This window comes from Streptomyces sp. NPDC043726 (assembly GCF_056436565.1).
This window is the reverse complement of the sequence record NZ_JBWKCI010000014.1, coordinates 176,909-191,672: the sequence shown is the minus strand read 5'-3', so window position 1 is coordinate 191,672 and position 14,764 is coordinate 176,909. Positions and strand designations below refer to the sequence as shown.

The 14,764-nt window shown below is 73.0% G+C and carries 5 protein-coding genes; 2 read left to right on the top strand and 3 right to left on the bottom strand.

The window, feature by feature from the left end; genetic code table 11:
* Positions 1 to 40: 40 nt before the first annotated feature.
* From AC068Z_RS34430 to AC068Z_RS34420, 3 genes are read right to left on the bottom strand one after another with little or no spacing between them, the layout of a single operon-like run.
* A complete protein-coding gene (locus AC068Z_RS34430) occupies positions 41 to 6,703 on the bottom strand; it encodes a thioester reductase domain-containing protein (RefSeq protein WP_478564776.1) in 6,663 nt (2,220 codons plus the stop codon).
* A gap of 2 nt (positions 6,704 to 6,705) precedes the next feature.
* Positions 6,706 to 12,753: a type I polyketide synthase gene (locus AC068Z_RS34425; protein ID WP_478564773.1), complete on the bottom strand. Its 6,048-nt coding sequence runs from the start codon at positions 12,751 to 12,753 to the stop codon at positions 6,706 to 6,708.
* Positions 12,746 to 13,039: an acyl carrier protein gene (locus AC068Z_RS34420; protein WP_478564770.1), complete on the bottom strand. Its 294-nt coding sequence runs from the start codon at positions 13,037 to 13,039 to the stop codon at positions 12,746 to 12,748. The genes AC068Z_RS34425 and AC068Z_RS34420 overlap by 8 nt, the downstream gene beginning before the upstream one ends.
* 587 nt (positions 13,040 to 13,626) lie before the next feature.
* Here AC068Z_RS34420 and AC068Z_RS34415 point away from each other — a divergent pair.
* A complete protein-coding gene (locus AC068Z_RS34415) occupies positions 13,627 to 14,388 on the top strand; it encodes a thioesterase II family protein (protein WP_478564767.1) in 762 nt (253 codons plus the stop codon).
* A gap of 80 nt (positions 14,389 to 14,468) precedes the next feature.
* Positions 14,469 to 14,744: an acyl carrier protein gene (locus tag AC068Z_RS34410; protein ID WP_451723170.1), complete on the top strand. Its 276-nt coding sequence runs from the start codon at positions 14,469 to 14,471 to the stop codon at positions 14,742 to 14,744.
* Positions 14,745 to 14,764: the final 20 nt, after the last annotated feature.

The window sequence follows — 14,764 nt, the reverse complement described above, 5'->3', positions numbered from 1 at the left end:
CGGCCGCCGCAACGGGCGGGGGCGTCACCGCTTCATGAATTCACCCGTTGATGGATTCATCCTGCCATGAATTATTCTCCCTGCGCGACGGTGCGGGCAAGTACCCAGTTCGGACCATCCACCCGAAGTAGAGCGACAGCAGCGCCTCATCGAGCGGCGGACAAGCGATCCCCGAGCCGGCCAGGGCCGACACGGTGTTCGTGGCGTCGTAGTCGATGGCCTCCTCGCCGCCGACCACGAACTCCTCGACCACCCCCATGACGGGGTGCAGCTCGTTGTCGTTGACGGCGAAGGAGTCCTGGAGCGCCCGCCACCACTGCTCCACCGGGACCGTGCGGAAGTCCCAGCCGAAGCGCTCCATCGCCTCCAGCAGTTCCTTGAAGGCCGCCTTGCGCCGGTTGACCAGGTGGTACGTCAGTCCCCACGCGTGCTCCCGGCGGGAGATCCGCACCAGACCCGAGGTGACGTAGTCCACCGGGGTCATCTCGATCTCCAGATCGAGGTCGGGAGCCATGCCCAGCTGCACACAGCCCTTGATCACCCGGGTGGTGAAGTGCGTGGTCAGACAGGCACCGGTGCGCGAGTCGCCGAGGACGCGGCCCGGGCGGTGCATGTCGACCGGGATACCGCGCTCCTGCGCCTGCCGGACCAGCAGCTCAGCCGCCCACTTGGTCTGGACGTAGCCGGTCACCAGCTTGCCGGCGCCGAGGATGTCGTCGCCCTCGGCGATCACGGTCCGGCCGTCCGCGGGGATGCCCCAGATGCCGTACGTCGACACGTACGAGACCGGGGTCTGCGTCGGGCCGGTGCAGGCGAGCCGGATGATCTCCTCGGTGCCGGTCAGGTTCGCGGGGCGCAACTGCTCGTAGGTGTAGGAGAAGTTGACCCAGGCGCCATTGTGGTAGATCGCGTCCGTCAGACCGCCGAGCCGGGTGAACTCCGCCTCGGTCAGGCCGAGTCGGGGCTTGGCCAGGTCGCCGGGGACCACCGCGATCCGGTCGGCGGCGTCCTCCCGCCAGGGCAGGTACTGCTCCAGGTTCCGGCGGATCCGGGCCAGGCCCGCCTCCGGGGTGTCACAGCGGACCAGGCAGTGCACGGTGGCCTCGGTGGTGCCCAGCAACTCGTCGAGCAGATAGGCCCCGAGGAAGCCGGTGGCGCCGGTGAGCAGGACGTTGCGCGGGTCCTTGTAGCCCTCGCCGACCGGTCCGGCCGGCACGATCGCCGGGTCCAGGGCGACGTCGGCGGCGATCAGCTCCGGCTCCGTCCAGTCCGCGGCCGGTTCCGGCGCGGCCTCGCCCTCGCCGCCCAGCTCGGTGTCGAGCAGCCGCACCCAGTCCTCCAGCGCGGTCCGCTCGAAGAACTGGCTCGGGCGCACGCTGATGCCCAGGTCGCCCTTGCAGCGCTTGACGACCTCCATGACCATCAGCGAGTCCAGGCCGTGCGACATCACGTCCGCCTCCGGCAGCACCGACTCCGGCGGCACCGCCAGCACCTCGCCGAGCACCTGCTGGAGATAGCCGGTCAGCACGGCCGTACGGCCTGCCGCGTCGGCCCCCTGCACGGCCTCCAGCACCGCCGTGGACGTGCCCCCGCCGGTGCCCTCGTCGATCTCGACCGTGCGCAGCACCGGGCGGTCGGCGCGGGCCTCCATGACCGGCTTGTACACCGACCAGTCGGCGGAGCAGACCACCGCCTGCGGGGCGTCCTGGGCCAGCAGCGCGTCCAGCAGCCGCAGACACTGCGGCGCGGAGAGCATGCGCAGACCGGTGGAGGTCAGGAACTCCACGACGTCGGCGCCGAACAGGTTCGACGTCAGCTCCCACGGGCCCCAGCTCACGGTGAGGGCGGTCAGGCCCTGGGCCCGCCGGTACTCGGCGAGCGCGTCGAGGAAGGAGTTGGCGGCGGCGTAGCTGGTGACGTGCTGCGAGCCCCAGGTCGCGGCGATCGAGGAGAAGCCCAGGAAGAAGTCGAGCTCCAGGCCCTCGGTCAGCTGGTGCAGCAGCCAGCCGCCGACCACCTTGGGCCGCCACACGGCGTCGTAGTCGCTCGGGTCCGACACCGGGATGTCCCGCAGGAACTGCGGGACCGAGGTACCGGCCGCGTGCACCACACCGCGCAGCGGCAGCAGCCCGGTCGCCAGGCCCTGGATCACCGGCAGCATGTCCTCGATGTCGTTGACATCGGCGGCCACCACCTCGACCAGCACCCCGGTCTCCTCCAGCGCGGCCACGAAGTCGACGCGCTCGCGCACGGAGGGCTTCAGCTCCGGGTCGTGCCACTTCTGCCGGGGCGGCAGGGGGGTACGGCCGAGCAGGACCAGCTTGCCCGCGCCGCTGTCGGCGAGGCTGCGCGCCAGAGCCTGTCCGATGCCGCCGAAGGCGCCGGTGATCAGATAGGTGCCCTGCCGGTCGATCCGCGGCCGGCGGCGCAGCTCCTCGGCGCTCAGCGGGAACTTCACCAGCCGCGCCACCCGGCGGCTCTCCCCGCGCAGCGCCTGCTGGTCCTCGGCGGCGGTGTCGGCGAGCGCCGCGGTCAGCGCCGCGCCCTCGTCGTTCTCCCGCGCCTGCGGGTCGAGGTCGATCGCGCCGGCCCAGTGCTCGGGGTGCTCCAGCGCGATGGCCCGGCCGAGGCCCCAGAGCGTGCCGGCGAAGGGCGAGGTGACGCCCTGTTCCGCCGTCGCGGGCACGGCACCCCGGGTGACCAGGCTCAGCCCGGTCTTCGTGCAGGCCGAGCGGGCGGTCAGGCCCTGGACCAGGGCGACGGCGGCCAGTTCGGCGCGGTCCCGGAAGGCGGTCAGCGACTCGGCGTCGGCGGCGTCCGGGCGCGGCGCGTCCAGGCCGGTCAGCAGCACGACCCGGTGCGGGGCGACCCCGTCGGGCAGCTCGCGCAGCCAGTCGTCCAGGTCGGGGGCGCCGGACTCCTCGATCCGGCAGTGCGCGCCCCGGGCCCGCAGCGCCGTCGCCAGTCGGCGCGCGGTGCCGGTGCGGTCGGGCACCAGCAGCCAACCCTGTCCGGACAGGTCCGGTGCGGCGGGGGCCGGTTCGATCTCCTGCCATTCGAGCCGGGTGAGCAGCTCGTCCGGGTTCCGCCAGGGCGCCGCGGCGGGGGTCGCCGCGGCGGACGCGGGCTCGCTGACGACCATCAGCTCGCGGATGCCGCCCAGGTAGGCGCCGTCCTCGGCGAACAGGTCGACGCTGCCGGAGACCGTGCCGGGCTCCTTGCCGCCCTGGGCGATGGCCCGTACGTAGCGGGCGCCGTCCAGCGATTCCAGCGTGGCCTCGGTGATCCGTCCGGCGAAGCCCGCCTCGCTCAGCCCCGCGTCCCAGGACACGGCGGCGACGGCCGCGTCGAAGACCTGCACGGCGTGGTCGGCGATCTCCTCGCTGTCCAGGCCGAGGGCCACCAGCACGCCCTCGTCGCCGCGGTGCGCGGAGACGACGGCGCCGATCAGGGCGTCCGACAACGAGGCCGTCTCGTAGTGCAGTTCGTCCCCGTACTCGTGCCCGGCCAGCGTGGGCGCGTTGCTGCCGGAGTGCCGCGAGCGGGTGCTCGCCCGGCGGCGCAGGACCGCGCGGGCGTGCCGCGTCCAGGGCGCTCCGGCGGCCGCCTCGGCCGGGGTCTGGGTGTGCAGTTCGACGATCGCGCAGCCGTCGTCGTCGCTGTTGACGGTGATCTGCAGGACCCGTCCGGCCCGGTCCATCGGCGGGGGCTTGAACACGTCGAGCTTCTCGACGCAGGACCAGACCCCGCCGAGGGCGTCGGCGGCCGCCGCCCGCGCCGCCCGGCCCAGCGAGCCGACCGGCAGGAACCGGAAACCGTCCGAACCGGTGCGCGCGTAGCGGTCCCAGTCCGGCGCGTCCAGCTGGAGCTCATAGGTCGGTACGGCGCTGTGCAGCCGGATTCCGGCCTGCGGCACCGGCGTGCCCGCGGCGGCCCGGGGCGCCTCGCGGCGCTCCTCGTACCAGTAGCGCTCGCCGTGCCACGGGGTGACCGGCAGGGCCACCCGGCGGGAGGTGCGGCCGGAACCCGAGTGCACCGCCGCCCAGTCCACGGTCTCGCCGCGCAGGTGCAGCAAGCCCAGCGCCCGCTGGACGGCGGTGCGGTCCTCGGGTGCGCCGGCCCTCGGCTTGTACAGGGACGGCACGTAGCGGCAGTCGCCGTCCAGGCCGGTGCGCTCGCCGATGCCGCTGAGCACCGGGGAGGGGCCGATCTCCAGGAAGGTGCGGGCCCCTTCCGCGTGCAGCGCGGTGAGGCCGTCGTGGAAGCGGACCGTGCCGGCCGCGTGCCGCACCCAGTACTCCGGGCCGCCGTCCTCGGCGGTCCAGGGGCGGCCGGTGTGGTCCGAGACCAGCGGCAGGGTCGGCGTCCGGTAGGTCAGCGACTGGGCGACCTCGCGGAATTCGGCCAGCATCGGCGCCAGCAGCGGGGAGTGGAAGGCGTGGCTGACGGTCAGCCGGGTGGTGCGCATGCCGCGCTTCTCCAGCGTGGCGCGTACCGCGTCCACATCGGCGGCGGCACCCGAGATCACCACGCTGGACGGGCCGTTGACCCCGGCCAGCGACACCGTGTCGCGGTAGCCGGCGATGGCCGCGCGGGCGGTGGCCTCGTCGCAGTCCAGGGCTGCCATGGCGCCGCCCGCCGGCAGCGCGGCCATCAGGGCGGCGCGAGCGGCGACCAGCTTGACGGCGTCCTGGAGATCGAAGACGCCCGCGATGCAGGCGGCGACGATGCCGCCGATGCTGTGGCCGAGCAGTCCGCTGGGCTTCAGGCCCCAGGACTGCCACATCCGGGCGAGCGCGTACTCGACGGCGAACAGGGCGGGCTGGGTGTAGCGGGTGTCGTCGACCGGCGACTCCTGGCCGGGCTCCGGCCACACCACGGCGGCCAGCGGACGGTCCAGGTGGACGTCGAACAGGGCGGCGGCCTCGTCGAACGGGGCGCGGAAGGCGGGCTCGTCGGCGAGGCCGCGGGCCATTCCGGCGTACTGCGAACCCTGGCCGGTGAACAGCCAGGCCGTCTTGCGGTGCTTGTGGACGGGCAGTTCGGCGATGACGGCGCCGGAGGTCCGCTCCCCGCGCGCGAACGCCTCCAGCGCGTCGGCGAGTTCGCCCGCGCCGGAGCCGGTGACGGCGAGTCCGTTGCGCTGCCGGGACCGGCCGACCTGGCTGGTCCAGCTGATGTCGGCGAGCGGCACCTGGGGGTTGTCGCGCAGATGACCGGCGTACCGGCCGGCGAGTTCGGCGAGCCCTTCCGCGGAGTGCGCGGACAGGGTCAGCACCTCGGGGCCGGTGGCCGCGGCGGGCTCGGCCTTCACCGGGACGGCGCTGATCACGGCGTGCGCGTTGGTGCCGCTCGCGCCGAAGCTGCTGATGCCGCCGATGCGCGGCCGGTCGCCGGTGCCGCCCCAGGGGCCGCCGTCCTTGGTGACCTCGACGTTGAGCTTGCCCCAGTCGACGTTCGGGTTGGGGTCGTTGAAGTGCAGGTGCGGCGGGAGCTCGCCGTGCTGGAGGGCGAGCACCAGCTTCAGCACACCGGCGATGCCGGCCGCCGACTCGAGGTGACCGATGTTGGTCTTGATCGAGCCGACCTTCAGCGGGCTGTCGGCCGGGCGGTTGCGCCCGATCACGGCCTGCAGCGCCCGCAGTTCGATCGGGTCGCCGAGCGCGGTGCCGGTGCCGTGCGCCTCCACGTAGTCCACGTCACCGGCGGCGATCCCGGCCTGTTCCAGGGCGCCCCGGATGACGCCCTGCTGGGCCGCCGGGTTGGGCACGGTCAGACCGCTGCTGCGCCCGTCGTGGTTGACGGCGGAGCCGCGCACCAGGGCCAGCACCGGGTCGCCGTCGCGCAGCGCGTCGGAGTAGCGCTTGAGGACGACGACACCGGCGCCCTCGCCGCGCACATAGCCGTTGGCGCTCGCGTCGAAGGTCTTGCAGCGCCCGTCCGGGGAGAGCCCGCCGAACTTGCTCATCATGACGAAGCCGTACGGCGAGAGCATCAGGTTGACGCCGCCCGCGAGCGCCATGTCGCACTCGCCGGTGCGCAGGTCCTGGCAGGCCTCGTGCAGCGCGACCAGGGAGGAGGAGCAGGTCGTGTCGACGACCTTGCTCGGGCCCATCAGGCCGAGGGTGTACGAGATCCGGCCGGCCACGAAGCTGGGCTCGCCGACCAGCTGGTAGGCGTCGACGTCCCGGATGTCGCCCTCGCTCTGCCGCAGCCGGGCGTAGTCGGTGGTGGACACCCCGAAGTAGACGCCGGTGGCGCTGCCGGTGAGCCGGTCGGGCGCGTACCCGGCCCGCTCCAGCGCCTCCCAGGCCACCTCCAGCACGATCCGCTGCTGCGGGTCCATGCCGACGGCCTCGCGCGGCGAGATGCCGAAGACGCCGGGCTCGAACAGGTCGACGCGCTCGTCGAGGAAGCCGCCCTGCGTGACGTACGCCTTGCCGGGCTGGTCGGGGTCGTCGTCGAAGACCGCAGCCGCGTCACCGCGCTCCGCCGGGAACTCCCGGATGGTGTCGGTCCCTTCGACCAGCATCCGCCACAGGGAGTCGGGGCTGTCGGCACCGCCGGGCAGCCGGCAGCCGAGCCCGATCACGGCGATCGGCTCGTCCAGCGGGCGGCTGCGGTTCTTCGCCAGCTCGCCCTTGAGCTTCTCGATGGTGCGGACGGCTTCGACGAGTTTGGCCCGGTAGTCCGGGGTCGTCATGGTCAGTCTCCCTCGGTCAACAGGGCTTCGGACGACGCCAGCGCGTCGTCGAGACGGCTCAGCAGAGAGTCGTCGTCGAGCTCTTCCAGGTCTTCGGCCGGTTCCTGGGCAGCCGCTGCGGCCTCGGCGGGTGCGGCCTGGTCCTGCGGTTCGGTGAGCACCTCGTCGAGGACGAAGCGGGCGAAGGACGTGACGTTCGGGCACTCGAACATGACGGTGCCGGGCAGTTCGAGGCCCAGCTCGCGCTCGGCGCGCTGCTTGAGGTCCTGCGAGAGCACCGAGTCCATACCGAGGTCGAAGAAGCCCTGGTCGGGCGAGACGTCGGCCTCTTCCCCGAGCACTTGCGCGACAAGCCTGAGCAGCAGGTCGACCAGCTTCTCCTCCCGCCGGTCGGGCGACAGGGCGAGCAGCTCGGCGGCCAGATCACCGGCGGGCTCCGGCGCGGCCTGGGCCGCGGGCTGCGGCTCGGACTGCGGCCGGGGTTCCACCGCGTACGGAGTGTCCACCCAATAGGCCTTGCGCTGCCAGGGGTAGGCGGGCAGCCGTACCGGGCGGTGCGGTCCGGGCACCAGCCGGTCCCAGTCGACGCTCACCCCGTTGGCGTGCAGCGTGGCCGCCAGTTCCAGCAGCTCGATCGGGCCGAGGTAGGCCTTCTCGACGCCACTGGGCTGACGCCGGCGCGGCGCGGTGAGCTGGACCGGCATGGTCTCCCCGGGTTCGACCGCCGCGTCCAGGGCGGCGCCGAGCATGCGGATGGCGCGGCTGCCGGTGCCGATGTCCAGCAGTACGTCGAGGCCGGCCATGATGACCTCGCCCGCCAGCGCGTTCCAGCCGTTCGCGGCGGAGTGGCGGGCCACCCGCGCCCCGTCGGGCTGCGCGGGGACGGGCACGCCGGCCGCGAGCAGTCGTACGGCGTCGACGAGCGTGAGGTCGCCCGCGACCACGGCGGCGGCGTACTCGCCGATGTCCCAGCCGACGACCGCGTCGGGCCGGACGCCGAGCACCTGCCACAGGGCGGTCGTGGCCAGCTGGCCCGCGAACACCTCGCCCGCGTGCTCCACGCTGCCCGGGTGCGCCGGGCCCTCGGGTTCACCGAGTTCGGCGCGCAGGACCTCGTGGGCCTCGGCGAGGGCGGTTCGGTAGGTCTCGGCGGCCTCCGGGTCGCCGGCCAGCACCTCGTCGTAGGCCGACAGGTCTGCGGGGGTGCGTCCGTAGACGAACAGCACCGACGCCTCGTCGCGGGCCTGCACCGGTTGCGCCCGGTCCAGGGCGGCGAGGAGCTCGTCGCGGGTGCGTCCCACGGCGGTGATCCGGTGCGCGAGGTGGGCGCGGCGGGCGCCCGCGGTCCAGCACAGGTCGGCGAGCTCGCTGTCGGCGGCGGCGCGGACCCGCTCACGCATCCGGGCGACCGCCGCGGTCAGGGCGTCCGGGGTCGCGGCGGACACGGTCAGCACACAGGGCCGTACGGGCCCGGTGGTCTGCTGGGGCGGCTGCCGGGGGGCCTCCTGGACCAGGACGTGGGCGTTGGTGCCGGTGAAGCCGAACGCGCTGATGCCCGCGATCCGGGGCTGTTCGCCGCGCGGCCACGGCTTCGGCTCGGCTGCCACGCTCAACGGCAGCTTCGCCCAGTCCAGTTGGCGGGTCGGCTCGGTCAGGTGGAGCTGGGCGGGGATGCGCTCCCGGCCGAGCGCCAGCACCGTCTTGATCAGCCCGGTGACTCCGGCGGCGGCCTCCAGATGGCCGACGTTGGTCTTCACCGAGCCCACGAGCAAACGCCGGTCGGGCTGCCGTCCGGTGCCCAACGCCCCTGCCAGGGCGCGCAGTTCCACGGCGTCGCCGAGGCGGGTGCCGGTGCCGTGCGCCTCGACGTAGTCGACCTCGTGCGGTTCGATCCCGGCCTGGTCGAGTGCGGAGAGGATGACCTCCTCCTGGGCGGTGCCGCTGGGCACCGTGAACCCGCCGCTGGCCCCGTCCTGGTTGACCGCGCTGCCCCGGATGATCGCGTACACCCGGTCACCGTCGCGCAGGGCGCTCGAGAGTTTCTTGAGGATGACCACACCGGCGCCCTCGCCCCGGCCGTAGCCGTCGGCGGAGTCGTCGAAGGTCTTGCACCGTCCGTCGGGGGCGAGCGCCCCCGCGGCTCCCATGGAGAGGAAGACCGTCGGGGTGGCCATCACGTTGACCCCGCCGGCCAGCGCCAGCCGGCTCTCCCCCGCGCGCAGGCTCTGGCAGGCCAGGTGCACGGCGGTGAGGGAGGAGGAGCAGGCGGTGTCCACGGCGATGCTCGGACCGCGCAGCCCCAGGAAGTAGGAGATGCGGCCCGCGGTCGCGCTGAAGGAGTTGCCGGTGCCGTAGTAGAGATCGACGTCGGTCTCGCGACGGGTCACCAGTTGCTGGTAATCGGTGGTGTTGAGCCCGACGAACACACCGGTTTGGGTGCCGCCCATCCGGTCCGCCGGAACCCCGGCGTCCTCCAGCGCCTCCCAGGCCACCTCCAGGAACAGCCGCTGCTGCGGGTCCATGGTGCGGGCCTCGCGGGGCGAGATCCGGAAGAAGGAGTTGTCGAACCCGTCGACCTCGGAAAGGAACGCCCCCCGAGCAGGCACCCCGTCAAAGGCGGAGGCGTCCCAGCGCGAGGAGGGCACATCCCCGCTGGCGTCGACCCGGGAGTCGAGCAACTTCCAGAAGTCGTCGGGCCCAGAAACTCCGCCGGGCAACCGACACCCGATCCCGATGATGGCGATGGGCTCGGGGGTCTGGGAATCCTCCGGTTGGTCAGCTCCGGGAAGGGGCGCGGGGAACTGCGCGACCGGCCCGGACGGCGCGTCGGACGACAGACCACCTGCCGAGGCACTCTCTTCCTCGACGGCCGCACCATCCGGCTCCGAAGAAGCAACAGGCTCCGGAGTCAAGGTCATGATGAAGTCGGTGAACCCATCAATCGTGCCGTGCGCCAGCGCATCGGCCCCATCGACCTGCACCCGGAGTTCCTCAGCGACCCGCCGGGCGAACTCGGCGACGGAGATCGAGTCGATCCCCAGCTCGAAGAACCCCCGAGTACGCGGCAGCCGCTTACGCGGCCCGTGCCCGAGCACCTTCGCCAGCACGGCGTGCACGGTGGAGGCGACATGCTCCCGCTCATGGGAAGCAGCCTCGACAGGCTCCTCGACGACGGCGACAGCGACAGCCGCCGGCGCAGGAGCGGGAGCGGGAGCAGGAGCAGGCACCGGAGCAGCAGGAGCAGGCACCGGAGCAGCAGGAGCAGCAGGAGCAGCAGGAGCAGCCGACGCGGAACCCCCGGAGGGCACCGCACCCTGGGCGGCAGCCCCGAGCTCCGCGACCACCCGCCCACCCGCGTCGACCAGCCGCACCTCGGCCCGCAGCCCGTCCAGATCCGCCGGCCCCGAACCCTGCTCGCCCCGCTCCACGCCGTCCAGCCAGAACCGCTCGTCGGCCCATTGGTGCGGCGGCAGCGACACCGGCCGCACCGGCGCACCGTGCGCGGCGGCCCAGTCGACGTCGATGCCCGCCACGTGCAGCGTGGCCCGCGAGCGGGCCAGCATCGTCGGACCGTCCTGCCCCCGGACCAGCGAGGACACGACGGGACCGCGCCGCTCGCGGTGGGCGAGGGCGGACTGGATCGGCCGGGCGAGTACCGGGTGGGCGCCGATCTCGACGAACGCCGTCTCGCCCTCGGCGAGCAGCGCGTCGACGACGGGCCACAGTCGCACCGGCTCCCGCAGGTTGGCGTGCCAGTACGCGGCGTCCAGCGGGACGTCCTGCCCGGGCAGCGCGGTGGACAGGAACGGTACCGTCGGCGTACCGGGCCGCAAGTCCCGCAGCAGCTCGGCGAGTTCGTCGGCATAGGGCTGCATCAGCGGGGAGTGGAAGGCGTAGTCGACCGGGAGGGCCACCACGTTCACCCCGTCGTCGGCCAGTTCCCGGACCGCCGCCTCGACAGCCTCCTTGGGGCCGGCGATGACGACGGAGGCGGGTCCGTTCTCGGTGGCGACACAGACCTCGGGGTGCCGGGCGGCGAGCCGCTCCTGGACCAGGTCCGCGCCGAGTTCGACGTTGGCCATCTTCCCGGTGCCCGCCGCGCGGTGCATCAGCCGCCCGCGGTGGATCACCAGCCGTACGGCGTCCTCGAGTTCGAGCGCCCCGGACATGTGCGCGGCGGCGACCTCGCCCATGCTGTGGCCGATCACCGCGTCGGGGCGGACCCCCCAGGACTGCCAGAGCCGGGCGAGGGCGACCTGGACCGCGAAGACGGCGGGCTGGGCCACGTCGGTGGCCTTCACCCGGGCCGGGTCGGCGTCGCGCAGGACGTCGTACAGCGACCAGCCGGCCTCGGCGCGCAGCAGTTCGTCGATGTCGTCGAGGGTGTCGCGGACCACGGGTTCGCGCTGTGCGAGGTCCATGCCCATGCGCGGCCACTGCGAGCCCTGGCCGGAGAAGACGTGGACGAGCTTGGGCGGGTTCTCGGCCGCGCGGCCGCCCTCGATGTCGGTGAGCGCCGCGGTGAGTTCGGCGGCGTCCTTGCCGACGACGGCGATCCGGTGCTTGTGGTGGGTGCGCCGCGCGGCGGACGCGGCGGCGGCCGGGCCGACCGGGTCGGCGAGCGCTCCGGCGTAGTCGGCGGCCAGCTTGCGCAGCCCCTCGGCGGTGGTCGCGGAGACCAGGAGGGTGTGCGGTCCGGCGGACTCCTCGGTGGCGGGCTCCTCGGCAGGCTGCGGGGCGCTGCCGAGCACCACGTGCGCGTTGGTGCCGGAGAGCCCGAAAGCGCTCACTCCGGCGGCCAGGGAGACGTCCTCGCCGGGCAGCCGTACGTGCTCCACCGGGACGAGCGTCCCGGAGGAGTCCCAGTCGATCATCGGCGCCGGGTAGACGTGGTGGATCTGGCCGGGGACCGTACGGTGCCGGAGCACCAGCAGCGTCTTGAGCAGTCCCGCGATGCCGGCGGCCGAGTCCATGTGCCCGAAGTGGGCCTTGTGGGAGCCGACCAGCAGCGGGTCGTCGGCGGTCCGGGTGCGGCCGATCACCTCGGTCAGGGCGGAGATCTCCAGCGGGTCGCCGAGCGGGGTGCCGGTGCCGTGGGCCTCGACGAACACCGGCTCCTCGGGCGTGAGGGACGCCGACGCCAGCGCCGCGCGCAGCAGGTCCTGCTGCGCGACAGCGTTGGGGGCGGTCAGTCCGGCGCTGCGGCCGTCCTGGTTGACGGCCGAGCCGCGGATCAGCCCGTGGATGCGGTCGTGGTCGCGCACCGCGTCCGCGTAGCGCTTGAGTACGACGACCCCGCAACCCTCGCCGCGGACGATGCCGTCGGCGCGGGCGTCGAAGGGGCGGCACCGTCCGGTCGGGGACAGCGCTTGCACCTTGCCCATGAAGACGGAGAGTTCGGGCGCGACGATCACGTTGACACCGCCCGCGAGGGCGGTGTCGGCCTCGCCGTTGCGCAGCGCCTGGCAGGCCAGGTGGACGGCGACGAGCGAGGAGGAGCAGGCGGTGTTGACGGTCATCGCTGGACCGTGCAGCCCGAAGGTGTAGGCGATGCGTCCGGCGGCGAAGCTGAACTCCTTGCCGGAGGCGAAGTAGGGGTCGATGGCGCGGATCCCGGAGGTCCGGGCGTGCAGCAGCAGATAGTCGGAGCCGAGGATGCCCATGTGGACACTGGTCCGGCTGCCCTCCCAGTCGCCGCGCGGCAGGCCCGCGTCCTCCATGGCCTCGGAGCACACCTCCAGCAGCAGCCGCTGCTGGGGGTCCATGCCCCGGGCCTCGCGCGGGGAGACGCCGAAGTAGTCGGCGTCGAACCGGTCGATCTCGTCGAGGAATCCGCCCTCCCGGCAGTACGTGGTGCCGGGGTTGTGCCGGTCGGGGTGGTGGAAGTCCTCGCTCCAGCGGTCGGCGGGCACCGGCTGGACGACGTCCACGCCGTCCATGAACACCCGCCACAGCCCGTCGAGGTCGCGTACGCCGCCGGGGAAGCGGCAACCGGCCCCGACGACTGCGATGTCGTCGGGGCGCGGCTCGTACCGTCGGTTCTCAGCCATGGACCGGAGTTCCTCCCGTTGTGACCTGGTGGCGTCGCCCGGCCAGGTATCCGGCGAGCGACCGGATCGTCGGATGGCGCACCAGGGCACGCGGGTCCACCTCGTCGCCGAGCCAGTCCGCCAGGGCCGTGGTGATCACCAGGCTGTCCGCGGAGTCGATGTCGAACTCGTCGAAGCACAGGTGGACCGACACCATCGCCGGGGGCAGCAAGGTCCTTTGGGCTATCTGCTCCACCAGCCAGTTCTCCACCGCTTCGGGGGTGATCTCCCTCGCAGGTCCGCTCACCGTGGCACCTCTCTCCCTCAAGTGCGGCCGAAAGCGACGGTAGGGAGACCGACTCAAGACGCCCTTGAGAGTGCGTGCGGATGGCCGATCCTCGCCCCTCCCCGAAGCGGTCCGGCGGGTCGAACGGGCGGGCGTCCGTAAGGAGTCGCGAGCGTACGGCCCGCCGAAACCGGCCGACCGGCCCGCTGCCGTACGGCCGTATCCCGGCGGCGGCTTCCGGCCAGAAGTCCGCTGGGAGACCGGCGGGAGCCGTGCAGGGAATCGGGCAGGGAGTCCGACGGAGGGCCCGTCCGAGGGCCGACGAGGGCACCTCCGCCACCGCCGAACGCCACTGAGGCAAACCGGCGAACCCCACGGCGCCAACCGGCGAACCTCACGGCGCCAACCGGCGAACCCCACCGCCACCCCACCGCGAACCCCACCGCCAACCGGCGAACGCCCACGCGAGAACCGCCGGACGCTGCCCCTCCCCTCTCGAACACGTGTCGACGGCAGCTTGAGCGAGCCCTGTTGCGATCCCCGTCGAACGACCGCCGACGTCCCTCGCACGCGAAGACGTCCCTCGTACGCGGAAAGGAAGCCCTCCGTTGACCACCGACCCTCAGCTGACGCTGTTCTGTCTCGCCCACGCGGGCGGCAGCGCGCATCCGTACATCCGGCTCGCGGCCGATCTGCCGGACCACGTCTCCGTCGTACCGCTGGAACTGCCCGGCCACGGCACCCGGGTGCGCGAACCCCTGCTGCACGGCATCACCGCCCTGACCGAGGAGGCCGTACGGCAGATCGACGAGCGCCGGCACGAGCCGTACGCGATCTTCGGGCACAGCTTCGGCTCCCTGCTCGGCTACGAGGCCGCGCGGGCGCTGACCGCCCAGGGCACTCCGCCGGAGCTGCTGCTGGTGTCCGGCCGCAACGGCCCCACCGAGCCGCTGTCGCACCGCCCCTTCCACCACCTGCCCGACGAAGGCTTCGTGCAGGGACTGCAGCGCATCGGCGGACTGCCGGAGGCGCTGCTCGCCGAGCCGGAGCTGCTGAAGTTCTATCTGCCGGCCATCCGGACCGACCTGAAGGTCGTCGAGACCTACACGCACGCCCCCGGTCCGCGGCTGACGATCCCGGTGACCGCGTTCGCCGGGCGCAAGGACGTCCTCACCGACCCCTCGTCCATGGCCGCGTGGTCCCGGATCACCACCGGGGCCTTCGACTTCACGCTGGTCTCCGGGGGCCATTTCTTCCTCCAGGAGCCCGAGTTCAGGGCCGCCCTGGGGGCTCGGCTCACCCGGTTCGCGGCCACCGCCCGGCGCTTCGTCGCCGCCCGTGGCGGGGTCGCCCGAGCCGTTGCCGAGTGAACCTCCACCGACAGCGCCCAGCATCGGCGCCTGTACGGCTCTCCCCCCACGACCACGTCCGAGACCAACAGGAGGCCCCAGTGGCGGCGCTGTCCCATGAAGAGATCCGTCGCAGGATCGGCGAGTACATCGAGCAGCAGTTCCTCGGTGAGAGCGAGGTTTCGGAGCTGACGGACGACACCCCGCTGCTGGAGTGGAGCGTCCTCACCTCCATGAACACCTCCCTGCTGCTCTCGTTCATCCGCACCGAGCTGGGGGTCGTCGTGCCCCCGACCCACATCACCGGCCGGAACTTCGCAAACCTGGCGGCCATCACGGACATGGTCTACTCCCTGGCTCCGCAGCCCGCTGCCTGAACCGACCGAAGGAAGAGAGA

Bases quoted from the DNA above. Each gene is read 5' to 3' on its own strand.
- AC068Z_RS34430 (WP_478564776.1), bottom strand. From the start codon at position 6,703: ATGACGACCCCGGACTACCGGGCCAAACTCGTCGAAGCCGTCCGCACC.
- AC068Z_RS34425 (WP_478564773.1), bottom strand. From the start codon at position 12,753: ATGGCTGAGAACCGACGGTACGAGCCGCGCCCCGACGACATCGCAGTC.